General features: G+C 68.9%; 21 protein-coding genes and 1 other RNA gene. 11 read left to right on the forward strand and 11 right to left on the reverse strand.

Annotated elements, in window-relative coordinates; all coding sequences use genetic code 11:
- The first annotated feature begins 89 nt into the window (after nt 1–89).
- The 3 genes from PMI12_RS25215 (at nt 90) to htpX (ending at nt 2,695) form a co-directional block, all read left to right on the forward strand.
- Nucleotides 90–923, forward strand: coding sequence for an NYN domain-containing protein (locus PMI12_RS25215; RefSeq protein ID WP_007838182.1), 834 nt, complete (start codon nt 90–92; stop codon nt 921–923).
- Entirely contained in the window at nt 920–1,672 is a 753-nt protein-coding gene (locus PMI12_RS25220; protein WP_007838184.1) for a DUF3025 domain-containing protein, read from the forward strand. Before PMI12_RS25215 ends, PMI12_RS25220 begins: the two co-directional genes overlap by 4 nt.
- A 150-nt stretch (nt 1,673–1,822) precedes the next feature.
- Nucleotides 1,823–2,695, forward strand: coding sequence for a protease HtpX (htpX, locus tag PMI12_RS25225; RefSeq protein ID WP_007838192.1), 873 nt, complete (start codon nt 1,823–1,825; stop codon nt 2,693–2,695).
- A 71-nt stretch (nt 2,696–2,766) separates the two neighbouring features.
- On the opposite strand, the gene PMI12_RS25230 is transcribed toward htpX, so the two are convergent.
- From PMI12_RS25230 to hmpA, 7 genes are all read right to left on the reverse strand, one after another.
- The gene (locus tag PMI12_RS25230; protein ID WP_007838199.1) at nt 2,767–3,309 is read right to left on the reverse strand and encodes a hypothetical protein; all 543 of its coding nucleotides are present in this window, start codon (nt 3,307–3,309) and stop codon (nt 2,767–2,769) included.
- Nucleotides 3,306–3,749, reverse strand: a complete 444-nt coding sequence (locus tag PMI12_RS25235) for a hypothetical protein (RefSeq protein WP_007838200.1) — start codon at nt 3,747–3,749, stop codon at nt 3,306–3,308. The genes PMI12_RS25230 and PMI12_RS25235 overlap by 4 nt, the downstream gene beginning before the upstream one ends.
- 145 nt (nt 3,750–3,894) lie before the next feature.
- A complete protein-coding gene (locus PMI12_RS25240; RefSeq protein WP_007838203.1) occupies nt 3,895–4,848 on the reverse strand; it encodes a ProQ/FinO family protein in 954 nt (317 codons plus the stop codon).
- Nucleotides 4,849–4,898: 50 nt separating this feature from the next.
- On the reverse strand, nt 4,899–5,522 hold the full coding sequence (locus PMI12_RS25245; RefSeq protein WP_007838204.1) for a flavin reductase family protein: 624 nt from the start codon (nt 5,520–5,522) through the stop codon (nt 4,899–4,901).
- Nucleotides 5,523–5,547: 25 nt separating this feature from the next.
- Nucleotides 5,548–7,185, reverse strand: a complete 1,638-nt coding sequence (locus tag PMI12_RS25250; protein ID WP_007838206.1) for an NAD(P)/FAD-dependent oxidoreductase — start codon at nt 7,183–7,185, stop codon at nt 5,548–5,550.
- A 141-nt stretch (nt 7,186–7,326) separates the two neighbouring features.
- A complete protein-coding gene (gene cysK / locus PMI12_RS25255; RefSeq protein ID WP_007838209.1) occupies nt 7,327–8,247 on the reverse strand; it encodes a cysteine synthase A in 921 nt (306 codons plus the stop codon).
- Between the two features lie 115 nt (nt 8,248–8,362).
- The gene (hmpA, locus tag PMI12_RS25260) at nt 8,363–9,547 is read right to left on the reverse strand and encodes an NO-inducible flavohemoprotein (RefSeq protein ID WP_007838211.1); all 1,185 of its coding nucleotides are present in this window, start codon (nt 9,545–9,547) and stop codon (nt 8,363–8,365) included.
- Nucleotides 9,548–9,682: 135 nt separating this feature from the next.
- On the opposite strand from hmpA, the gene norR reads away from it, so the two are divergent.
- The 7 genes from norR (at nt 9,683) to PMI12_RS25290 (ending at nt 17,065) form a co-directional block, all read left to right on the forward strand.
- Nucleotides 9,683–11,269, forward strand: coding sequence for a nitric oxide reductase transcriptional regulator NorR (gene norR / locus PMI12_RS25265; protein ID WP_007838212.1), 1,587 nt, complete (start codon nt 9,683–9,685; stop codon nt 11,267–11,269).
- 59 nt (nt 11,270–11,328) lie between these two features.
- Nucleotides 11,329–11,697, forward strand: an RNA gene (gene rnpB, locus PMI12_RS27885) — RNase P RNA component class A.
- Between the two features lie 164 nt (nt 11,698–11,861).
- Nucleotides 11,862–12,323 carry a MarR family winged helix-turn-helix transcriptional regulator gene (locus PMI12_RS25270; RefSeq protein ID WP_042674313.1) on the forward strand — a complete coding sequence of 154 codons (462 nt, stop codon included), beginning with the start codon at nt 11,862–11,864 and terminating at the stop codon, nt 12,321–12,323.
- Between the two features lie 3 nt (nt 12,324–12,326).
- Nucleotides 12,327–14,438 carry an FUSC family protein gene (locus PMI12_RS25275; RefSeq protein ID WP_007838215.1) on the forward strand — a complete coding sequence of 704 codons (2,112 nt, stop codon included), beginning with the start codon at nt 12,327–12,329 and terminating at the stop codon, nt 14,436–14,438.
- Nucleotides 14,435–14,641 (forward strand): DUF1656 domain-containing protein, encoded by a 207-nt coding sequence (locus PMI12_RS25280; RefSeq protein WP_007838217.1) that lies wholly within the window; start codon nt 14,435–14,437, stop codon nt 14,639–14,641. The genes PMI12_RS25275 and PMI12_RS25280 overlap by 4 nt, the downstream gene beginning before the upstream one ends.
- Before the next feature lie 13 nt (nt 14,642–14,654).
- The gene (locus PMI12_RS25285; protein ID WP_007838218.1) at nt 14,655–15,593 is read left to right on the forward strand and encodes an efflux RND transporter periplasmic adaptor subunit; all 939 of its coding nucleotides are present in this window, start codon (nt 14,655–14,657) and stop codon (nt 15,591–15,593) included.
- 5 nt (nt 15,594–15,598) lie between these two features.
- Nucleotides 15,599–17,065 carry an efflux transporter outer membrane subunit gene (locus PMI12_RS25290; protein ID WP_237726173.1) on the forward strand — a complete coding sequence of 489 codons (1,467 nt, stop codon included), beginning with the start codon at nt 15,599–15,601 and terminating at the stop codon, nt 17,063–17,065.
- A gap of 9 nt (nt 17,066–17,074) precedes the next feature.
- Here the strand turns inward: PMI12_RS25290 and PMI12_RS25295 are convergent, their stop codons facing one another.
- The 3 genes from PMI12_RS25295 to PMI12_RS25305 form a co-directional block, all read right to left on the reverse strand.
- The gene (locus tag PMI12_RS25295; RefSeq protein ID WP_007838220.1) at nt 17,075–17,617 is read right to left on the reverse strand and encodes a hypothetical protein; all 543 of its coding nucleotides are present in this window, start codon (nt 17,615–17,617) and stop codon (nt 17,075–17,077) included.
- A 78-nt stretch (nt 17,618–17,695) separates the two neighbouring features.
- A complete protein-coding gene (locus PMI12_RS25300; RefSeq protein WP_007838221.1) occupies nt 17,696–18,424 on the reverse strand; it encodes an RNA pseudouridine synthase in 729 nt (242 codons plus the stop codon).
- Nucleotides 18,421–20,085: an MBL fold metallo-hydrolase gene (locus PMI12_RS25305; protein WP_007838222.1), complete on the reverse strand. Its 1,665-nt coding sequence runs from the start codon at nt 20,083–20,085 to the stop codon at nt 18,421–18,423. The genes PMI12_RS25300 and PMI12_RS25305 overlap by 4 nt, the downstream gene beginning before the upstream one ends.
- A gap of 119 nt (nt 20,086–20,204) precedes the next feature.
- On the opposite strand from PMI12_RS25305, the gene PMI12_RS25310 reads away from it, so the two are divergent.
- Nucleotides 20,205–21,206, forward strand: coding sequence for a Bug family tripartite tricarboxylate transporter substrate binding protein (locus tag PMI12_RS25310; RefSeq protein ID WP_007838224.1), 1,002 nt, complete (start codon nt 20,205–20,207; stop codon nt 21,204–21,206).
- 9 nt (nt 21,207–21,215) lie between these two features.
- Here PMI12_RS25310 and PMI12_RS25315 read toward each other — a convergent pair.
- A partial coding sequence (locus PMI12_RS25315) for a TorF family putative porin (RefSeq protein ID WP_042674311.1) occupies nt 21,216–21,949 on the reverse strand: 734 nt, incomplete at its 5' end.

The raw sequence follows: 21,949 nt of genomic DNA on the forward strand, positions 1-21,949 counted from the left end.
CGGAGCCGGCTTTGCCGGGCCGTTGGTGTTGCCCCCGGTGAGGGGGTGGGAGAAGCGACACGAAGTGCGCGCAGCCTGGGGGTGAGCCAATGACTCGCGTGATGCTGCTGATCGACGCCGACAACGTCTCGGCCGACGTGATCGAGCAGGCCGTGCAGCGCACGATGGACGAGTACGGCGCCATCCACGTGCGCCGCGCCTACTGCAATGCCGAGATGGCGGTGAACCGCCAGGCCCTGTTCAAGCGGCTGTCGGTGCGGCCGATGGTGAACCTGTCGACCGGCAAGAACAGCACCGACATCGCGCTGGCCGTCGACGCCATCGACCTCGTGATCGACGAGCGTCCCGACGTGGTGGTGCTGGTCTCGTCCGACTCCGACTTCGCGCCGCTGGTGATCCGCCTGCGCGAGAAGGGCTGCCGCGTCTGCGGCATAGGCCAGCAGGGCAAGACGGGCGAGGAAACGGTCGGCATCTACGACACCTTCATGGACCTCGCGCACCACGGCGCGGGCTACGCGGCGCCAGCGGTGCGCACCGCGCCAGCGAAGAAGACGGCCTCCGCCAAATCGGCCGGCACCAAGACATCGCGGGCGAAGAGCGCCGGCACGACGACCGCAGCCGCACCCGCCCCTGCAGCGAAGAAGGCCGCGGCGAAGAAGACGGCACGCAAGACGGCCGCCAAGGCGCCCACCGCGCCGCAACCGCAACCTCCGTCCGAAGCCGCCGAGTTCATCCTGCAGGCCGCGCCCGCATTGCGCGGCGGCAAGGACGTGCCGCTCAACGACGTGGCGAAAGCCTTGCGCACCGCCGGCCTGCTCGGCAAGCACGGCAGCTCGCTCAAGCTGTTCGACAAGCTCACCGGGGAGTTCGCGGTGATGCAGCACCCCGACCGCATCCGCTGGACGGGCGCGCCCGCGCCTTGATCCTGCCGGCAGTCGACTGGGCGCGGCCCTGGCTTGCGCCCTATCGTTCGAGCGGCGAAGCGGTGGCGCGGGCCGCGCTGCATGGCGGAGTCGCCGCCGCGCTGCAGGGCATCAAGCCCGCGCCGGTGCCCGACTTCGTGCACCAGGACGCGCTGCCTCCAGGCCAGGCCTACGAGGCGCGCATCTTCCAGACCCGCAGCGTGCCCACGCGCGACAACCTGCACGACTTCTTCAACGGGCTCGTGTGGCTCGCGTTTCCGCACACCAAGCACCGCCTCAACGAACTGCAGGCGAGCGAGATCGCGCGCAGCGGCGTCGCGGCCGTGCGCGGTCCGCTGCGCGACGCGCTCACACTGTTCGACGAGAACGGTGCGCTGCTCGATGCGCCACCCGCACTGTGGCGTGCGCTGGCCGCGCGCGACTGGCATGCGCTGTTCGTCACGCAACGCGGCCTGTGGAGCGAAGCGCGCCTGCTGCTGTTCGGGCACGCGCTGCTCGAAAAGCTGGTGACGCCGCGCAAGCCGATCACGGCGCACGTGCTGCTGATGCACGGCGCGACCGGCCCGGAGGCCTTCGACGATGCGCACATCGCACGGGGGCTCGACCCCCTGCAGCTCCAGCGCAAGCCCTTCGTGCCCTTGCCGGTGCTCGGCGTGCCTGGCTGGTGCGCGGGCAACGAGACCGCGGCGTTCTATGCCGACGCGCAGGTCTTCAGGCCCTTGCCGGGCCAGGAAATACGGCGGGCCTAGAACTTTTGCTCCTATCATGGTTCTACCGGCTGCCGCCGTCCGGAGCGCCCCACAACGTAAAACAACACCCAGGACTCCATGCCGCGCACGGCTTGAAGAGGGCCGCGAGGCCCTTATCTGGGTGGCAGATTTCCCCACGGAGAATTCAACTTGAAACGTATCCTTCTGTTCGTCCTGACCAATGTGATGGTCGTCGCGGTGCTCGGCGTCGTCGCCAGCCTGCTCGGCGTCAACCGCTTCCTCACGGCCAACGGGCTCAACCTGACCGCGCTGCTCGGCTTCGCGCTGGTGATGGGCTTCGGCGGCGCGATCATCTCGCTGCTCATCAGCAAGCCCATGGCCAAGTGGACCACCGGCCTGCACATGATCGACAACCCCCAGTCGCCCGACGAGGCCTGGATCGTCGGCACAGTGCGCAAGTTCGCCGACAAGGCCGGCATCGGCATGCCCGAGGTCGGCATCTTCGAAGGCGAGCCCAATGCCTTCGCGACCGGCGCGTTCAAGAACTCGTCGCTGGTGGCGGTGTCCACCGGCCTGCTGCAGAACATGACGCGCGAAGAGGTCGAGGCCGTCATCGGCCACGAGGTGGCGCACATCGCCAACGGCGACATGGTCACCATGACGCTCATCCAGGGCGTGATGAATACCTTCGTCGTGTTCCTGTCGCGCGTGATCGGCTATGCGGTCGACAGCTTCCTGCGCCGCGGCGACGACCGCTCGTCGGGCCCCGGCATCGGCTACTACGTGAGCACCATCGTGCTCGACATCGTGCTGGGCTTTGCTGCCGCGATGGTGGTGGCCTGGTTCTCGCGCCACCGCGAGTTCCGCGCTGACGCCGGCTCGGCCGCGCTCATGGGCAACCGCCAGCCGATGATGAACGCGCTCGCGCGCCTGGGCGGCCTGCCGGCCGGCGAACTGCCGAAGGCGGTCGAAGCCATGGGCATCACCGGCAGCATCGGCAAGCTGTTCGCCACGCACCCGCCGATCGAGGAGCGCATCGCGGCGCTGCAGAACGCGCGCTGAGCGCAGCGGCACAAGGAAAAAGGGGCTGGTGATTCACCAGCCCCTTTTCCATTCACTGAATGGTTTGTCGGTCAGAGATTGAGCGCCGCGACGGCTTCCAGGCCCTGCTTGATGTTGTTGCGCGCAGCACCTTCCACCGACATGCGCAGGCGGGTCGTGCCGACGAGCGAGTCGAACGCACCACCTGTGTAGGTCGACTTGATGACCTGGCGCATGGCTACCGATTTGTCGGAGATCTTGGTGAGCGACCAACCCGCTTCCATGTCGACCGTGAACGCGGCACCGAACATGGGCTTGGTCAGCTTGACGATCGAGACCGACAACTCGTAGTCCCCGCTCTTGCCCTTGACGACTTCCTTGAACAAGGCCGACTGCGTGACCGATTTCTCGATGGCGGCAGCCAGGTCTTCATTGGAGATGTCCGAACTCCACAGCGGATTCGTTTCGTTGCCGCCGCCGGTTTTCACCGACAGGGAGTAAGGAAGCTTCTTGCTCGAGGCGATGCTGGTCGCAGTCATGGCCTCGCGGTTGGCCGACGAGGCGCAGCCCGCGAGCACGACGACGACGGAGAGAACGGCCAAGGCGCCTGCGCGGCGAAGGGTGGTGCTGATCATTTGGATTTTTCCGATTCTTTGAAGATGTTGCCGACCACTTCGTCGACCATTTCCGGTGGCGAGCGGCGTGTGAGAGAGGTGTGGAGCGAATTGCCCGTTGCCAACGGGTAGTCGGACTTGAGTTCGCGGACCGTGACGGTGAGCTCGGACAGGTACATGGTGATGTCCCACAGCCACTTGTCGACGTACGTGACGACGGCATCGACTTTCTCGGGGGGCTTGGCGTCCTCCGACACCTCGTACCCGCGTTTGCGCAGATTGCTTGCGATCAGTTTCTGAATCGTGCCGTCTTCACCCTCGAGCCTTCTGACCTGCACCACGCGCAGCTTGTCGAGATTCGCCGAGGGATCGACGGTGGCTGTTGCGCGGTTGACGGCGCAGCCACTCGCGAACACGGAAACAGCCACGGCTGCGAGAAGCAGCCTGATGACTCTTTTCAAATTAACTTCTCCTCCGCCCGGAATGGGCCGGAGAAATGTAACTGGAAACGTATGAAAATGTTTCTTGGGCGCGAATCCCTAGTGAAAAATTCGCCGCATCGCTGCCGGATTGCACAGCTGCAGTCTTCCGGGCGCTTCGGGGCGTTCAATTGCCGGTGGTGGCGGGCAGGTCGGGTTGGGCCTTGTCGGGTGCGGTTTCTGCTTCCGGTGCTGCTTCTTTTGCCGCTGCCGCGGCTGCCTCTGCCCGTTTCTTGTCGTCGCGCACCCGCTGCAGCGTGCGCGTCACGTCGCCTAGCTTCATGCCGTACATGTCGGCGAACTCCTGCTCGCTTCGGCCGCTGGCCTCGAAGGCGCGCAGCAGCGCCTCGCGCTTGGCGGCCTGCTCGGCGAGTTCGGCCAGGGCTTCGTCGACCACGGCGTTGGCGTTCGCGTCACGCGAGCGCACGAGCACCGCATAGGCCTCGCGGTCGAGGCCCGAAGCCTCGACGGCCTTGGCGATGCGCTCCACCAGTTGCGGTCGCAGTTCTTCGGCGTTGCCGTTGTTGCGCAGCATGCGGCGGCGGTGCAGCTCGAGGATGGCGTGGTGCACGTGCTCGGGCGCGACCGGGTCCAGCGCGTTGCCGTCGAGGTCGTGGCGCGCCAGGCCGGCGGCCACGGCCTCGAGGTAGCGCGTGGAGCGCGCGTGCTGGCCCATGGCGATCTTCAGGTCTTCGGCCTTGAAGTCCTCGGGGTGGCGCGCAAGCAGTTCCTCATACACGCCGAGCTTCAGCGGCACGAAGCGCGCGCCGAAGAGCTGAGGGTACAGCTCGAACAGGCGCTCCAGCACCGGGTTGACCTTGCGCGGCGTGCGCTGCGGTTGCTGCTGCTGCGCCTGCGCCTTCTGCTGCCGGGGCTGCTGCGCACGCGGGCCGCGGCCGGTGTTCTTCTGCCGCGGCGGGCGGGAGGCCTGCTGGGGTTGCTGTTGCTGCGCCGGCGCATCTGCGCCCGCGTCTGTTCCTGCACCGGCCTGCAGCTGCTTCAGCTGGTCGGCCATGTCCAGTTGCTGGCGCCGGGGCGGGCGGGCGTTCGTCTTGGGGGTGGCGGTGGAAGCGTCGGTCATGCGGGGGCGCTGTGGAAAGGATTGGAAAAAAGAAGGCCGGCGCAGCGCGTTCAGCGCGGCCGGAACATCCTGAAGAGATTGTCGGGGCTGACTTCGAAGTAGTCGCCCGGGCCGCCGCCGCGCAGGATGGGCTGCGCCGCGGCGGTGTCGTAGATGCCGTCCTTCAGCAGGTGGCGCGCAATGTGCACGCCCACCACTTCGCCGAGCACGAGCCAGGTCTGCACGGGCACGCCGTCCGCGCCTTCGAGCTGCAGGATCTGCGTGAGCTTGCACTCGAAGGACACGGGGCTTTCGGCCACGCGCGGCACCGCGATGGTCCGCGAGGCGGCCGTGGCGAGGCCGGCGAGCTCGAACTCGTTCACCTCGGGCGGCACGGCCGCGCAGGAGCGGTTCATCTGCTCGGCCAGCGGCCGGGTTGCCAGGTTCCAGCCGAACTCCCGCGTCTGGCGGATGTTATGCAGGCTGTCCTTGGCGCCGATGCTGGCGAAGCCGACGAGAGGCGGCGTGTAGTTGAAGGCGTTGAAGAAGCTGTAGGGCGCGAGGTTGAGCACGCCGTTCGCGTCCTGCGACGAGATCCAGCCGATGGGGCGCGGCCCGACCATCGCGTTGAATGGGTCGTGCGGCAGGCCGTGGCCCCTGGCGGGTTCGTAGAAATGGAAGTCGGCACTGGCCATGCAGGTCTCGATGTCGGGTGGTGGCTCAGTGGCTCAGGGCCGAGGCTTCGGCCAGCACGCCGTGCGCCACGGCCTCGGCCACCTTGATGCCGTCCACGCCGGCCGACAGGATGCCGCCCGCGTAGCTCGCGCCTTCGCCGGCCGGGTAGAGGCCGCGCACGTTGAGGCTCTGGAAATCGTCGCCGCGCGTGATGCGGATCGGCGACGAGGTGCGCGTTTCGACGCCGGTGAGCACCGCGTCGTACGTGTCGAAGCCCTTGATCTTGCGGCCGAAGGCGGGGAAGGCCTCGCGCATGGCCTCGATGGCGTAGGCCGGCAGCGCCTTGTGCAGGTCGGTCGGCGTTACGCCGGGCTTGTACGACGGAATCACGCTGCCGAGCGCGGTCGAGGGCCGCCCGGCGATGAAGTCGCCCACCAGCTGGCCCGGCGCGCGGTAGTCGCCGCCGCCGAGCACGAAGGCGTTGCTTTCGAGTTCGCGCTGCAAGGCGATGCCCGCGAGCGCGTCGCCGGGGAAGTCTTTCGGGTCGATGCCCACCACGATGCCGGCGTTGGCATTGCGCTCGTTGCGCGAGTACTGGCTCATGCCGTTGGTGACCACGCGGCCCGGCTCGCTGGTGGCCGCCACCACGGTGCCGCCGGGGCACATGCAGAAGCTGTAGACCGAGCGGCCGTTGCTTGCATGGTGCACCAGCTTGTAGTCGGCCGCGCCGAGCAGCGGGTGGCCCGCGTGGCGGCCCCAGCGCGCGCGGTCGATCAGGCCTTGCGGGTGCTCGACGCGAAAGCCGATGGAGAAGGGCTTGGCCTCGATGTGCACGCCGCGCGCATGCAGCATCTCGAAGGTGTCGCGCGAGCTGTGGCCCAGCGCCATCACGACGTGGTCGGCGCGCAGTTCGCTGCTCGTGCCCGTGGTCTGGTCGAGCACGGTGAGGCCGCGAAGGTGGCCGTCTTCGATGTGCACGTCGGTCACGCGCTGCTCGAAGCGGATCTCGCCGCCCAGCGCCACGATCTGCTCGCGGATGTTCTCCACCACCTTCACCAGCTTGAAGGTGCCGATGTGCGGATGCGCGACGTAAAGAATCTCGGGCGGTGCGCCGGCCTTCACGAACTCTTCCATCACCTTGCGGCCGAGGAAGCGCGGGTCCTTGATCTGGCTGTAGAGCTTGCCGTCCGAGAAGGTGCCGGCGCCGCCTTCGCCGAACTGCACGTTCGACTCGGGGTTGAGCACGCTCTTGCGCCACAGGCCCCAGGTGTCGCGGGTGCGCTGGCGCACGGTCCTGCCGCGTTCGAGCACGATCGGTTTGAAGCCCATCTTCGCGAGCATCAGCGCCGCGAAGATGCCGCAGGGCCCGAAGCCGACCACCACCGGCCGCGCCGTGCCTTCGGCCGCATTGGCCGGCGGCGTGTAGCGCATGTCGGGCGCGCTCTGGATGTGCGGATGGCCCGCGTGCTTCGCGAGCAGCGCGGCTTCGAGCTTCGCGTCCTTCAGCTGCACGTCGCAGATGTAGACCGTGAGCAGTTCGATCTTGCGCGCGTCGAAGCTGCGCTTGTAGACGGTGTGGGAGGCGATCGCTTCGAGCGGGACGTCGAGCGTCCTGGCGATCAGTGCGGCCAGCGCGTCGGGCGCGTGGTCGAGCGGGAGTTTGAGTTCGGAGATTCTCAGCATGGCGTGGGGCTTGTGGTTATCAAGCAGGCCAGAGATTTTACTCGCCCCAGGCTTCGCGCACTTCGTGTCGCTTCGCCTACCCCCTCCCGGGGGCAGCACCAGCGGCCCGGCGAAGCCGGTTCCGCGGTGCTTCCCGAAAAGTCAGGCGGGCAGGAAGCCTTCCACCGACAAGTACCGCTCGCCGGTGTCGTAGTTGAAGCCCAGCACCACCGCATCGGGTGCCAGCGAGGGCAGCTTCTGCGCGATGGCTGCGAGCGTGGCGCCCGACGAGATGCCGACCAGCATGCCTTCCTCGACTGCGCAGCGGCGCGCCATTTCGCGCGCCGGTTCGGCGTCGACCTGCAGCACGCCGTCGAGCAGCGAGGTGTCGAGGTTCTTCGGGATGAAGCCTGCGCCGATGCCTTGAATGGGGTGCGGCGCCGGCGTGCCGCCGGAAATCACGGGCGAGGCCACTGGCTCGACCGCGAACACCTGCAGCTTGGGCCACTTCTTCTTCAGCACCTTCGCCACGCCCGTGATGTGGCCGCCCGTGCCTACGCCGGTGATCAGCACGTCGATGCCGTCGGGAAAGTCCGCCGCGATCTCCTCGGCCGTGGTGCGCACGTGCACGTCGACATTCGCGGGGTTGTTGAACTGCTGCGGCATCCACGCACCGGGCGTGCCGGCCACGATTTCCTCGGCGCGCGCGATGGAGGCTTTCATGCCCCCGGCGCGCGGCGTCAGGTCGAAGGTGGCGCCGTAGGCCAGCATCAGGCGGCGGCGCTCGACCGACATGCTGTCGGGCATCACCAGGATCAGCTTGTAGCCCTTCACGGCCGCGACCATCGCCAGGCCGATGCCGGTGTTGCCCGAGGTCGGCTCGACGATGGTGCCGCCGGGTTTGAGCGCGCCGCTCTTCTCGGCGTCTTCCACCATCGACAGCGCGATGCGGTCCTTGATCGAGCCGCCGGGATTGGCGCGCTCGGATTTGACCCAGACCTGCTGTTTCGCATTGCCGAACAGGCGGTTGATGCGGATGTGCGGCGTGTTGCCGATGGTCTGGAGGATGTTCTGGGCCTTCATGGAATCTCCTTGGGTGCGAGGGGCGGATGGTCAGCGCGCATTGTGGCGCCCCCTGGGCCGGGTTGCACCCGGCCCGCGACCGTTTCAGCACGAGGGGATGGCAGGCCGTTGCGGTTCAGGCCTCCAGGGCTTCCAGCGGCCCGAAGAACTCGTAGCGAAGCTGCTGCTTCGGCACGCCGAGCGCCAGCCCGTTGGCATACACCGACTGCATGAAGGGCTTCGGCCCGAGAAAGTACAGGTCGACATCGCGGTCTTCCGGCAGCAGCCCGGCCAGCAGCTCGCGGGTGACGAAGCCGGTCGCGTGCGGCGTGTCGCTCTCGCGCGGCGCGTCGTAGACATACAGCGGCTTCACGTTCGCATGCCGCTGCGCGAGCGCGTCGACGCGCTCGCGAAAGGCGTGCGCGCCGCCGTGCCGCGCCGCATGGACGAAGTGCACCGGCCGGCCCGTGTGGGCCACCGATTCGAGCATGCTCATCGCGGGCGTGATGCCCACGCCACCCGTCACCAGCACGAGGGGGCGCGCCTGTTCGCCCGCGGGCTGCAGCACGAAGTCGCCGCACGGCGCCTGCACCTGCAGCCGCGTGCCGGTCACGGCGGCCTCGTGCAGCCAGTTCGAGGCGCGACCGCCTTCTTCCTTCTTCACGCTGATGCGGTACCACGGCTTGCCCGGCGCGTCGGACAGCGAGTAGTTGCGTCGCACCGGCTGGCCGTCGATCTCCAGCACCAGCGTGAGGTACTGCCCCGGCGTGAAGGCCAGCAGCGCGCCGCCGTCCACGGGCTCCAGGTAGAACGAGGTGATGACCTCGCTCTCGTCTTCGCGCCGGGCCACGCGGAATTCGCGCGTGCCGCGCCATCCGCCGGGTTGCGCCGCGTTGGCGCTGTAGACGGCTTCTTCCGCGGCGATGAGCAGGCCCGCCAGCGATTCGTAGGCTTCGCCCCACGCGGTAATCACCTCGTCGGTCGCGGCATCGCCGAGCACCTCCTTCACGGCGCGCAGCAGGTAGTGGCCGACGATCGGGTAGTGCTCCGGCAGCACGCCCAGCGCGGCGTGCTTCTGGATGATGCGGGGCAGGGCGCCGGCGATCGCTTCGAGCCGGTCGATGTGCGCGCCATAGGCGATGACCGCACCCGCCAGCGCGCGCGCCTGCGTGCCGGCGGCCTGGTGCGCTTCGTTGAAGAAGGCCTTCACCTGCGGATGGCCCTCGAACATGATCTTGTAGAAGTGGCTGGTGATGGCCTCGCCGTGGGCCTGGAGCGCGGGCACGGTGGACTTGACGATGGCGATGGTTTGCGGGTTCATGGTCTGGCGCTTCCTCTGTTGAGATGCCTTTGTCTTCTCACGATCCGTGCCAGCCGGAAGGTCGCTGCAAGTGCTTGACGCCATTGGGGATTTATCGGGCGTGGTCAAATTCGCAACAACTTCATCGTTGTACTTATGACCACATTGCGTGTCGATTCGACCACCGAAGCCCCGTCGCCCGAGCCCGAAGCCGAGGCCGCCCGCTACCGATCGCTGCTCGCCGCCGCGCGCGGACTGGTCCGCTGCGATGCCGCCGCGCTGCTGCAGCTCGATGTCGACGTGCTGAAGCCCGTCGCGGTCGACGGCCTGAGCGATGAAACCCTCGGGCGCCAGTTTCCCGTCGCCGCCCATCCGCGTTTCGCGCGCCTGCTCGACAGCGAACGGGGCCTGCGTTTCGCCCACGACTGCAACCTGCCCGACCCGTACGACGGCCTCGTCGCCGGCCAGCCGGGCATCCTGCCGGTGCACGACTGCATGGGCGCGCCGCTGCGCCTGCGCGGCGCCGTCTGGGGCCTGCTGACGCTGGACGCCCTGGAGCCGCACGCCTTCGATGCCGTGGGCCCGGCGCAGATGGAGGCACTGATCGCCCTCGTCGAAACCGGCATCGAGGCCGCCCACACGATCCGCGAGATGCAGGCGCGCGCGATGCGCGAGCAGGCCGTTGCGCAGGCGCTGCGTGCGGGGCGTGGCGCGCCGCGCGAGCTGCTGGGCAGCAGCCCGGCGATGAAGCAGCTGTGCGACGAGATCGACACGGTCGCCGTGTCCGATCTCACGGTGCTGCTGCTCGGCGAAACCGGCGTCGGCAAGGACCTGGTCGCGCAGCGCCTGCACGCGCGCTCGCGCCGCAGCGAGCAGCCGCTCGTGCAGGTCAACTGCGCGGCGCTGCCCGAGTCGCTGGCCGACAGCGAACTCTTCGGCCACAAGCGCGGCGCGTTCACCGGCGCCGTGCAGGACCGCGACGGCAAGTTCGAGATCGCCGATGGCGGCACGCTCTTTCTCGACGAGGTCGGCGAACTGCCGCTGAGCGTGCAGGCCAAGCTGCTGCGCGTGCTGCAAAGCGGCGAGGTGCAGCGCCCCGGCAGCGACCGCATGCGCAAGGTCGACGTGCGCGTGATCGCGGCCACCAACCGCGACCTGCCCGCGGCGATCGCGCAGGGGCGCTTTCGCGCCGACCTGTACCACCGGCTGTCGGTCTATCCGCTCGTCGTCGCGCCGCTGCGCGAACGGGGGCGCGACGTGCTCGTTCTGGCGGGCAGCTTTCTCGAGGAGAACCAGCACCGGCTGGGCGCGCGCAACCTGCGGCTCTCGCCGGCGTCGAAGGCCGCCATGCTGGCGCACGGCTGGCCGGGCAACGTGCGCGAGCTCGAGCATGTGATTAGCCGCGCCTCGCTGCGGGCGTTCCGGGAGCAGCCGCGCGGCTCGCGCTGGACGGCCATCGAGCCGCATCACCTGGCGCTGGACAGTGCTGCCGTCGTGGGAAGCGCCACGGCAGCGCCCGTGCAGGCCCCGGCGAACGAACACGCGGGGCCTGTCATCGCTGGCGGCACGCTGCGCGAGGCGACCGAAGCCTTCCAGCGGGCCTGGCTCTCGGAACTGCTCGCCCGCCACGGCGGCCGCGTGGCCAGCGCCGCGCGCGAGGCCGGCATCGACCGCAGCAACTTCCATCGGACGTTGCGCAAGCTGGGCTTGGTGCAGGCCGGCGACGGCGAAACGCCCGGCTGACGACCGGCGCGCGGCATTGTCTGAAGGGTCATTGATGGGGCGGGCGATAATCGAGCGGTGAAGCACGCCAGACCGCCGCTGGTGCAAGCCCGAAAGGGACGACGCTGCGCCTTCGGGCAACAGCATCGGGTCGAAAGACCGCACTGGAGGAACGTCCGGACTGCACAGGACAGCGCAGGAGTTAACGACTCTCCACCGTGAGGTGAGGATCAGAGCAACAGAGACGAGCCGATTGAGTTCGGGTGAAACGGGCAATCTCTGCGCGCAGCAACACCAAGTAGGCCAGTATCGAGGTGGTTCCGCTGAGCTGGCGGGTAGGTGGCATCGAGCCGTTTGGCGACAAACGGCCCAGAGTAATGGCGGTCACGTCGAAGGCTTCGCAAGAGGCCCTCGATGCACAGAATCCGGCTTATCGGCGGGCTTCACACTTTTCTTCCCTTTTCCTTTTTCGCGCCCTCGACCGCTGAAGGCAGCGGCCGCCTTGCCGCCAGCAGGAGTTGGTAGTTACCCTTATAATAGATAGCATGCTAATTAATAGGCGGCTATCGTGAGCAAATCGAGCAACTCCTCCCCGAAGCGCGAGAACGCGCTGATGCGGCTCGGCATGTCGCTCTCGGTGCTGCAGCGCGGCTACCGCGCGTCGGCGGACAGGGCGGTGGCGCACGTCGGCGTGTCGCAAACGCTGGCCTGGCCGATCGTGATGCTCGGGCGCATGAACGGCGAAGTGCGCCAGGGCGTGCTTGCCGATGCACTGGGCATCGAGGGCCCGTCGCTGGTGCGCTCGCTCGACCAGTTGGTGGAGGCCGGTTTCGTCGAGCGCCGCGAAGATCCGGCCGACCGCCGTGCCAAGACCTTGCACCTCACGCCCGCAGGCAAGGCCGCCTGCGCGCCCATCGAGGCGGCGCTGAGCCTGATGCGCAGCGAGCTGTTCGAAGGCGTGTCCGACGACGACATCGCCGTCTGCCTGCGGGTGTTCGGCGTGCTCGAGGAGCGCCTGGGGCGCCCGGCCCAGGCGCCGCAGTCGCAGCAATCGCCGCAGGAAGGGCGCAGGTAAGAAATGCCTGCGCTCCGTCTTCCGCGCTTCAGCCGCGCGGAGCTTCTCTTTTCCGGCAAGAGCTTCGCCGCCGCCATGCTGGCGATGTACCTCGCCAGCCGTGCCGGCCTGCCGCGTCCGTTCTGGGCGCTCATGACCACCTATGTCGTCGCCCATCCGCTGGCCGGCGCCGTTCGCTCGAAGGCGCTGTACCGCTTCTGCGGCACGCTCATCGGCTGCACTGCGACCGTGCTGATGGTGCCCGCGCTGTCCAACGCGCCGGAACTGCTGACGCTGGTGCTCGCGTTGTGGGTGGGGCTGTGCCTGTGCATCTCGCTGTTCGACCGCACGCCGCGCTCCTACGTGTTCATGCTCGCGGGCTACACGGCCGCGCTGATCGGCTTTCCGTCGGTGCAGACGCCGCTCGCGCTGTTCGACACCGCCGTGGCGCGCGTGGAAGAAATCGGCCTCGGCATCTTCTGCGCCACGCTGGTCCACAGCCTCGTGCTGCCCGCGGGGCTTGCGCCGACCGTGCTGGGCCAGCTCGATCGCACGCTGCTCGACGCGCGCAAGTGGCTCGGCGACCTGCTGCAGCCCGCCGGCCGCAGCAGTGGCGCCGAACCGAAGCGCCTCGACGACGACCGCCGCCGCCTCGCAGGCGACATCACGCAGCTGCGCCTGCTCTCCACCCACGTGCCCTTCGACACCACGCACCTGCGCTGGACCGCCGGCGCGATCCGCGCGATGCAGGACCGCGTTGCCGCGCTCACGCCCGCGCTCTCGGCCGTCGAAGACCGCCTGCAGGCGCTGGAGCAGGCCGAGGGGCAACTTGCACCCGACGTGGCCGCGGTGCTCGCGCAGGCCGCGCAGTGGCTGCGCGAGGAGGCCGAACCTGCCTCCGCCCACAGTGCCGAGCGCCTGCAAGCCCTGCGCCGTGCCATCGACGCATTGAACGTCGCTCCTGCAGACGCGCAGCAGCCCACTCCATGGGGCCGCGCCCTGCGCATCGGCCTCGCCGGGCGCCTCGAAGAACTCGTCGACGGCTGGACCGCCTGCGCCCGGCTGCGCCTGGACATCGACGAAGGCCTCAAGGGTGCCGCGCCGCTGCGCCGCACGGCAGCGCTCGGCAGCCGCGTGCTGCACCGTGACTACGGCATGGCGCTGCTGTCGGCGCTCGCGGCCGTCATCGCCATCTGCCTGTGCGGCGCGTTCTGGATCGTCACCGGCTGGCCCATGGGTTCGGCGGCCACCATGATGGCCGCCGTCTTCTGCTGCTTCTTCGCCACCATGGACGACCCCGTGCCGGCGATCCACGGCTTTCTCAAGTGGACGCTGTGGTCCATCCCGATCTCGGCGCTCTATGTGCTGGTGCTCATGCCCACGGTGCAGGACTTCGGCATGCTGGTCGTCATCTGCGCGCCGCTCTTCTTGCTGCTGGGCTTCTACCTGCCGCGTCCGACGCATTTCATGCCCGCGATGGCGCTGATCTTCGGCGTGGCCGGCACGCTCGCGCTGCACGACACCGCCAGCTCCGACCTCGTGAGCTTCATCAACAGCATGATCGGCCAGATCGTCGGCGTGCTGGTCGCGGCGCGCGTCACGCGGCTGGTGCGTTCGGTGGGCGCCGACTGGAGCGCGCGCCGCATCCAGCGCGCCACCTGGCGCGAGCTCGGCGACATGGCCGCTTCGCCGCAGCCGCAGTACGCGCAGAGCGATGCGTATGCCGTGCGCATGCTCGACCGCATCGGCCTGCTCGCGCCGCGCATCGCGCAGGCGGGCGGCACCGTCGAAGGCGTGGCCGCCAACGACGCGCTGCGCGACCTGCGCATGGGCGCCGACATCGCCGTGCTGCAGCGCGTGCGCGCCCAGCTGCCGCTGGCCAGCTCGGCCGCGCTGCTGGGCGGCATCTCGCGCTTCTTCCGCCAGCGCGCCGAAGGCCGCACGAATCCGCGCCCGCTCGACCTGCTGCCGCAGATCGACGAAGCACTCGGTGCCGTGCTTGCCGCGCGCGGCACCGCTTCTTCCGCCGCATCGCGCTCGGCCGTCACCGCACTGGTCGGCCTGCGCCGCAATCTCTTTCCCGATGCGCCGCCCAGGCTGGCGGGCGCAGCGCTCACCCAAGGAGCTTCCGCATGATCGGTGAAGCCAGTTTCTACGGCCTCTACGTGCCCTGGATCATGGTGCTGGCCCTCGGCGCGCTGCTCGCGTTGTGGGGCGTACGCCGACTGCTCGCGGCCACCGGCGCCTACCGCTGGGTGTGGCACCCCGCGCTGTTCGACATGGCGCTGTACCTGCTGCTGCTCTATGCACTGAGCCGCCTCACTTCCTACCTTCAATGACGACGAGATTCCGATGACAGTCCCCCGTTCCTCCGCAGACAACCCACGGGCCCGGCGCCTCGGGCGCGTTCTTCTCACCGTGGCCGTGGTGGCCGCCGCCGCGTGGGCCGGCCTGCGCCTGTGGGACCACTACGAACTTGCGCCGTGGACGCGCGACGGCCGCGTGCGCGCCAACGTCGTGCAGATCGCACCCGACGTGTCGGGCCTCGTCACGGCAGTACCGATCCGCGACAACCAGCCGGTCGCCGCCGGCACGCTGCTGTTCGAGGTGGACCGCGCCCGCTACGACCTCGCCGTGCGCCAGGCCCAGGCAGCGCTCGCCGCGCAGCGCGCCATGAGCGCCCAGGTGCAGCGCGAGAACGCGCGCAACGCGGGCCTCGACGACCTGGTGTCGAAGGAGTCGCGCGAGCAGACCCGTTCGCGTGTCGAGCAGATGCAGGCCGCCGTCGCGCAGGCCGAGGTGGCGCTCGACTCGGCCCGCCTCAACCTGCAGCGCGCCCAGGTGCGCGCGCCGGCCGACGGCCTCGTCACCAACCTCGACCTGCGCCAGGGCAGCTACGCCGCGGCGGGCCGCCCGGTGCTCGCGCTGGTCGATGCGCAGTCGTTCTACGTCGAAGGCTATTTCGAGGAAACCAAGCTGCCGCGCATCCATCTCGGCGACCGCGTGCGCGTCACCCCGATGGGCGGCGGCGCGGTGCTCGAGGGCGCGGTCGACAGCGTGGCCGCCGGCATTGCCGACCGCGACCGCTCCACCAGCGCCAACCTGCTGCCCAGCGTGAACCCGACCTTCAACTGGGTGCGGCTCGCGCAGCGCATTCCGGTGCGCATCAAGCTCGATCCGCTGCCGCAGGGCGCACGCCTCGTCGCGGGCCAGACGGTCACGGTGCAGGTGCTGGGGAACAAGCCGGCGCACAGCGCCGTGGCACCGGCAGCCGCGCCGCAGAAGGGGTGAACGCCGTGAGCCGCTTCGCATTTCGCCTTGCATCGCTGGCCGTCGCCGCCGGGCTCGCGGCCTGCGCGGCGGTCGGTCCCGACTACCGCCAGCCGCCCGAGGCGCTGGCCAGCCAGGGCGCCGCCGCGCGGCCCTTTGCCGAGGCGTCCGCCAACGCCGCGCCGCTGCCCGCCCACTGGTGGCGCCTGTACCACGACCCGTTGCTCGACAGGCTGGTCGAACAGGCCCTCGCGCACAACACCGACCTGCGCCAGGCCGTCGCCAACCTCGAGCGCGAACGCGCCATCGAAGACGAAGTGGCCGACGCCAGGTACCCGACCATCGGCGTGAACGGCGGCCCTTCGTTCGGCCATGTGTCGGGGCTGTCGCTGCTGCAGAAGGGCTACGAGCCGCCGAGCACCTTCAACTACAGCGCGGGCGCTTCGCTGTCGTACCAGGTCGACCTGTTCGGCCAGATCCGCCGGGGCATCGAGGCTTCGCAGGCCAACACCCAAGCCGCCGAAGCCGCGCTCGACCTCGTGCGCGTGAACGTCGCGGCCGGCACTGCGCGCGCCTACGCCGAGGCCTGCGCTACCGGCCTTCGCCTGCAGATCGCACAGAAGTCTGTCGCCTTGCAGCAGGACGCCGTGAACGTCACCGACCGCCTGCAGCGTGCAGGCCGCGCCGGTGCCATCGACGCAGGTCGCGCGCGTGCGCAGCTGCAGCAGCTCAACGCCGCACTGCCGCCGCTGAAGGCCGAACGCCAGGGCGCGCTTTATCGTCTCGCCACCTTGACCGGCGCAGTGCCGCAGGACTTCCCGCGCCAAGTGGCCGACTGCACCATGCCGCCGCGCGTGGCCGGCACACTGCCGGTCGGCGACGGTGCCGCGCTGTTGCGCCGCCGCCCCGACATCCGCCAGGCCGAGCGCGGCCTTGCCGCATCGACCGCGCGCATCGGCGTGGCCACGGCCGAGCTCTATCCCAAAGTCACGCTGGGCCTTTCAGGCTCCTCCGCCGGCCATGCCGACGACTTCGGCCGCAAGGACACCTTCGCCTGGAGCCTCGGCCCGTTGATCTCGTGGACCATTCCCAATACGGGCGTCGCACAGTCCCGCATCGCCCAGGCCGAGGCCGGCACGCGCGCGGCGCTCGCCAAGTTCGACGGCACCGTGCTCACCGCGCTGCGCGAAACCGAGACCGCACTCGGCACCTACGCGCGTGAACTCGATCGCCACGCCGCGCTGCAAGCCTCGCGCGACGAAAGCGCGAAGGTCGCCGCGCAGGCGCGCCAGCTCTACCAGAACGGCCGCACCGGCTACCTCGATTCGCTCGACGCCGAACGCTCGCTGGCTGCCAGCGAAGCCGCCCTCGCGGCCAGCGAGGCGCAGCTGGCCGACGATCAGGTCGTGCTGTTCATGGCACTCGGCGGCGGCTGGGAACCCGACGACGCGCACCTTGCGCAGGGTGCCGCGCCGGCCACCGCGAAGCAGTGACCACGGCCCTCAGCGTGCGAACAGCCAGCCGCCCTTGGGCTGGCGTACCAGCTCGTGGCGCTTGATGGCGCGTTCCTCACCGTCGTCGCCCACGTAGACCACCTCGAAGCGCAGCAGCTTCGGCGTGACCATCTTCCAGTTCTGGATGCGCTTTACCGTCACGCAGGCGGTCTTGTCGTGGTACTGCATCTCCGACATCGGGCCGCCCTGGAAGCCCGTGGTGTCGAACAGGCGGCCGGGCGCGGCGAAGGGGTTGAGCACCGCGCCATTGCGCGCGGTGATGCAGCCTTCGGTCCGCACGAAGGACTCGATGGTCGGCGAGGCGCTGCGCACCACCTTTCCCACAGCCGGGCTGGGGGGCTTGACGCCGATGGCATCGCGGATGCGCTCGACCTGCTCCTCGGTGATGGGCGCGAGGCCGTCCTTCGAGACGACGGCCGGCGGCGGCGCTGGGGGCGCGGACGGCGGTGACGGCGTGAGAAGCGTGCAGCCCGCCACCAGTGCCAGCGGCACGGTGCAGGCCAGGGCGGTGCTCGGTGTTCCGAACTTCATTGGCTCAGTCTCCCTGTCGGCGGCCCATCGGGGCCACGGCTGAAAATTGCGGGCCGTGAACATGCGGTGCATCGTTGTTCAGAAGCGTTCGTGGGGTGCGAGATAGCGCCACTGGCCAGGCTGCAGCCCCGCCAGCGGCACGCGGCCGATGCGGATGCGCCGCATCGCAAGAATGCGCAGGCCCACGCCGTCGCAGATGTTGGCGATCTGCCCCGGCCGCGCGCCCTTGAGCGCGAAGCGCAGGCCCGTTTGCTCGTCGCTCTGGCGGCCGATGCTCACGCGCGCGGGCGAGCGCTCCAGCCGCGCCAGCACCTCCGGGCTCACCGGGCCGGCCACGTCCACCATCACCTCATGCTCGAGGATGCCCGCGTCTTCCAGCAGCTTGCGTTCGATGCGGAATTCCTGCGTGTAGGCGACCAGCCCGCTGGCGCCGGTCTCGAGCGGCGTCATGCAGTGCTGCGCCTTCGCATGCGCCGGCAGAAAACGCAGTCCGGCGCGCTCGGGCTCGTGATGATTCGCAGCCACCAGCAGGCGGTGCGCGGTGTCGGTGACCATGCCCGCAGGCTTGTACAGCAGCAATGTGACGGGCAGCACGGGCTCGGGCTTCGCGCCGGCCTCGATCTCGACCTGCTGGTGCGGCAGCACGCGCGACTGCGGCAGCATCTGCGGCACGCCGTCCACGCGCACCGCGCCGTTCTCTATCAGCAGCTCGGCTTCGCGCCGCGACACACCGGCCAGCGCCGCCACGCGTTTGGCGAGGCGGATGCCCTCGTCCTCACCCGGAGAGTTCCTGTTGCTGTTGTTCATCGAGCCACCGCCAATTGCCGGATGCGAGCCACGTGCGCGGCCAGCGAGCGGGCCGCCACCGGCCACATGCGTTCGGGTACGTCGTCGTAGGCCAGCGGCAGCCATTGCTCGGGGGTGCCTTCGGGCAGCTTCTGCATGGCGGCTGCGATCCTGGCCTCGCGCTTGAGCCGGTGCGCTTTCAGCATGCCGATGGCGGTGCGGGCAAAGCCGATCACGTAGCCGTGCGCGGGCAGGATGAAGCCGATGCCGCCGGCCGCGCAGGCCGCATCGAGCGTGTCGAGCGAATCGAGGTATGCCGTCATGTCGCCATCGGGCGGATCGACCACTGTGGTGCTGCCGTTGAGGATGTGGTCGCCGGAGAACAGCAGCCCGTCTTCTTCCAGCACCAGGCACAGGTGGTTGGCCGCGTGGCCGGGCGTGTGGATCACGCGCAGCGTGTGGGCGATGGGCTCGCCTTCGGCCGTTGTGCCCGACAGCACGAGCCGCTCGCCATCGGCCAGTTCGCGCTCGGGCGTGAAGCGTGCGCTGGCGCGAGCTGTCGGCTTCGAGGCCAGGCCGAGGATCGGCGGCCTGCCGCTCTTGCACAGCGCCTGCAGCGGCGCTGCGCCCGGCGAGTGGTCGGCATGCGAGTGCGTGCAGACGATCATGCGGATGTCGCCCTGCGTGGCGCCCCACAGCCGGCCGATGTGGCCGGCGTCGTCCGGGCCCGGATCGATCACGATGTAGCCCGTGGCCGCGTCGCCCACGATGTAGCTGTTGGTGCCCGGGCCGGTCATCGCGCCCGGGTTGGGCGCGGTGAAGCGCATCACGTTCTTCAGCAGCGGCACCGGGCGTTCGCTCTCCCAGTCGAGCACGTGCACGGCCTGCCCGTCGGGGCACACCAGCGCGAGTTCGCCGAACGGCGATTCGTGCTCCATGTAGCGCGCGTCTTCGCCCTTGAGCAGGCCGGCGCGCGGGCAGCTGGTCCACAGCGGGGTCTCGCCGGCGCAGGCCGTGAGCAGGGCGTCCACGGTGGCATACGCGGCCATGCGCTGCAGCGTGCGCACGGTCGGGAAGATCATGAAGAAGCTGCCTGCCGCATGGCGCGCGAGCGCATCGGCTGGGCGCACCCAGCAGGGCTCGAACTGTTCGCTCTCGTCGGCTGCGGGCTCCTGGCCTTCGGGCATGCGCGCCACCAGGAAGGGCACATCGAAGCGCCTGGGCAGGTCGCGGTCGGTGATCCAGTGCGCGAAGGTGAACACCCGGTCTGCATCGAGCGTCAGCCCGCGTGCCGCGCATTGGTCGGCAAAGGCTGTGCCCGCCGTGTTGCCGCGGTCCATGGCGGCGATGTCCTCGGCGTTAGCGGGACGCCCGTCGGCATGGTGCGCGAGCAGCACGCCCAGTTCCTCGAAAGCCTCGCGGATGGCCGCGATGGCCTGCGTGCGCTGCAGGCCGCTTTGCGTCGACCGCTGCGTGGCGATGCGCTGGGCCGCTTCGTCGGCGGCGTCGATCTGGCCGCCGGGAAATACATAGGCACCGGGCGCGAAACTGGCGGTGGCCGAGCGGCGGGTCATGAGCACTTCGATGCCGGCGGCGCTGTCGCGCAGCAGCAGCACGGTGGCGGCCGCGCGCGGGCGCGCGGGCTCTCGTGGGGTGTGTAGTTGTTGGGTGGAACGGACCATGGGGCGATTATGGAGAGCAGGCACGCGGCGTGCATGCCGCGCATAAGCTCATATGGAATCGGGCATCAGCGGCGCGCCACAATGCGCGCTTGCACCGCTTGCCTCGCAGAAAGACAGTCATGTTTCATTCTCCCTTCTCTCGAATTGCCCGCCGCGCACTGCTGCTGGCCGCGGCCTCGCTCGTGGCGCCCGCCGCCTTCTCCCAGCCGGACTGGCCGCAGCAACCCGTCACGCTGATCATGGGCTTTCCGGCCGGCTCGGGCGTCGACGTGGTGGCCCGCGTCATCCAGGAGCCGCTGTCGAAGCAGCTCGGCAAGCCCGTCGTCATCGACTACAAGTCGGGCGCCGCCGGCAACATCGCCAGCGAGTACGTGGCCCACGCCAGGCCCGATGGCTACACGCTTTCCTTCGGCACCGCAGCCACGCACGGCAGCAATGCCGCGCTCTACAAGAAACTGCCCTTCGACGTGGAGGCCGACTTCGTGCCGGTGGCGCCGGTGCTCGACGTTTCGAACGTGCTCACCATCAATCCCGACGTGATCAACGTGCGGACCTTGAAGGAATTCGTCGAGCTGGTCAAGGCAAATCCCGGCAAGTACAACTATGCGTCTACAGGCAACGGCGCGGGCACGCACATGGCCTTTGCCGAATTCAATTCGCGCCTCGGCCTGAACATGGTGCACGTGCCCTACAAGGGCGGTCCCGAGGCGATCACATCGGTGGTGCGCGGCGAGACCTGCTGCATCATGAACCAGGTGCAGACCGTGCTGCCGCACTACAAGGCCGGCAAGGTGCGCCTGCTGGGCGTAACCACCGCCGCCGCGGTGCCGGCCGTGAAAGAAGTGCCCACCATCGCCTCGAGCGGCCTGCCGGGCACCAAGGGCTTCGACAGCTCGATCTGGTTCGGCATCTTCGCGCCCAAGGGCACCGACCCGCAGATCGTCGACAAGCTCAACGCGGCCGTGAAGGCGGTGCTGGAGACCCCCGAGATCCGCGAGCGCTTCGAGAGCCAGGGCAACACCGTGCGCATCGAGTCGCCGGCGCAGTTCAGGAAGACCGTGCACGACAACCGCGTGAAGTGGGCCGAGGTTGCGAAGGCCGCGAACATCAGCATCGACTGAGGCTGGCGTTCAGAGCGTCTTCGTCAGCGTCAGGATGAAGCGCGCCTTGTTGGGCGAGTAGGTCGTCTGGCCGAAGGGGCCGAAGCCCAGGTCGACGCCCGGGTTCGCGACCGCGACATAGGAGCTCTTCTTGTTGGCGCCTTGCACCGAACCGGTCAGCGACAGGCCGTTGCCGAAGTCGTAGCTCGCGCCCACGTTGTAGTCGACGTAGCTCTTGTAGCCCAGGCTGCGGATGTCGCTGGACATGTTCGTGTAGCCGACGGCCGCCTTCAGCGTGACCTTGGGCACGATCTCCTTGCTGTACGACAGGTTCAGGTAGCCGGTGTTGGTGCCCTTCAGGCCCGAGCCGGCCTTGTTGCCTGCGTAGCCGAAGTAGTCCTTGGAGACTGTGTGCGAGTACTTGGCGGTGAAGGAGCCGAGGCTTTCATTGGCGTAGGTGCCCGCGACGTACAGCTCGGTGGTGTTGCCCGAGGAGTTGCCCGGGTAGATGTAGGAGAGCGCACCCACGTCCATGTCCAGCGGGCCGGCCTTGAACTTGTAGCCGCCGTACACGTCCATCTCGATGCTGTTGCCCTTGAGCCAGTTGACGCTGGAATTCCAGTTGCCGACGTAGAAGCCGCTGTCGCCGAAGGCGTAGTCCAGGCCGCCCTGGATGGCGGGCTTGAAGCCCTTGGTCTTGGCGTAGTCGTTCTTGCCGATCATGTCCTGGTCCTGGCCACGGAACTTGTAGTTCGTGGTGATGG

The organism is Variovorax sp. CF313, from assembly GCF_000282635.1.
In the GTDB taxonomy this organism is placed as follows: Bacteria; Pseudomonadota; Gammaproteobacteria; order Burkholderiales; family Burkholderiaceae_C; genus Variovorax.

Coding starts and splice junctions, on each gene's coding strand:
- PMI12_RS25215 (WP_007838182.1), top strand. CDS start 90: ATGACTCGCGTGATGCTGCTGATCGACGCCGACAACGTCTCGGCCGAC.
- PMI12_RS25230 (WP_007838199.1), bottom strand. CDS start 3,309: ATGATCAGCACCACCCTTCGCCGCGCAGGCGCCTTGGCCGTTCTCTCC.
- PMI12_RS25240 (WP_007838203.1), bottom strand. CDS start 4,848: ATGACCGACGCTTCCACCGCCACCCCCAAGACGAACGCCCGCCCGCCC.
- PMI12_RS25245 (WP_007838204.1), bottom strand. CDS start 5,522: ATGGCCAGTGCCGACTTCCATTTCTACGAACCCGCCAGGGGCCACGGC.
- PMI12_RS25250 (WP_007838206.1), bottom strand. CDS start 7,185: ATGCTGAGAATCTCCGAACTCAAACTCCCGCTCGACCACGCGCCCGAC.
- cysK (WP_007838209.1), bottom strand. CDS start 8,247: ATGAAGGCCCAGAACATCCTCCAGACCATCGGCAACACGCCGCACATC.
- hmpA (WP_007838211.1), bottom strand. CDS start 9,547: ATGAACCCGCAAACCATCGCCATCGTCAAGTCCACCGTGCCCGCGCTC.
- norR (WP_007838212.1), top strand. CDS start 9,683: ATGACCACATTGCGTGTCGATTCGACCACCGAAGCCCCGTCGCCCGAG.
- PMI12_RS25270 (WP_042674313.1), top strand. CDS start 11,862: ATGCGGCTCGGCATGTCGCTCTCGGTGCTGCAGCGCGGCTACCGCGCG.
- PMI12_RS25275 (WP_007838215.1), top strand. CDS start 12,327: ATGCCTGCGCTCCGTCTTCCGCGCTTCAGCCGCGCGGAGCTTCTCTTT.
- PMI12_RS25280 (WP_007838217.1), top strand. CDS start 14,435: ATGATCGGTGAAGCCAGTTTCTACGGCCTCTACGTGCCCTGGATCATG.
- PMI12_RS25285 (WP_007838218.1), top strand. CDS start 14,655: ATGACAGTCCCCCGTTCCTCCGCAGACAACCCACGGGCCCGGCGCCTC.
- PMI12_RS25295 (WP_007838220.1), bottom strand. CDS start 17,617: ATGAAGTTCGGAACACCGAGCACCGCCCTGGCCTGCACCGTGCCGCTG.
- PMI12_RS25300 (WP_007838221.1), bottom strand. CDS start 18,424: ATGAACAACAGCAACAGGAACTCTCCGGGTGAGGACGAGGGCATCCGC.
- PMI12_RS25305 (WP_007838222.1), bottom strand. CDS start 20,085: ATGGTCCGTTCCACCCAACAACTACACACCCCACGAGAGCCCGCGCGC.
- PMI12_RS25310 (WP_007838224.1), top strand. CDS start 20,205: ATGTTTCATTCTCCCTTCTCTCGAATTGCCCGCCGCGCACTGCTGCTG.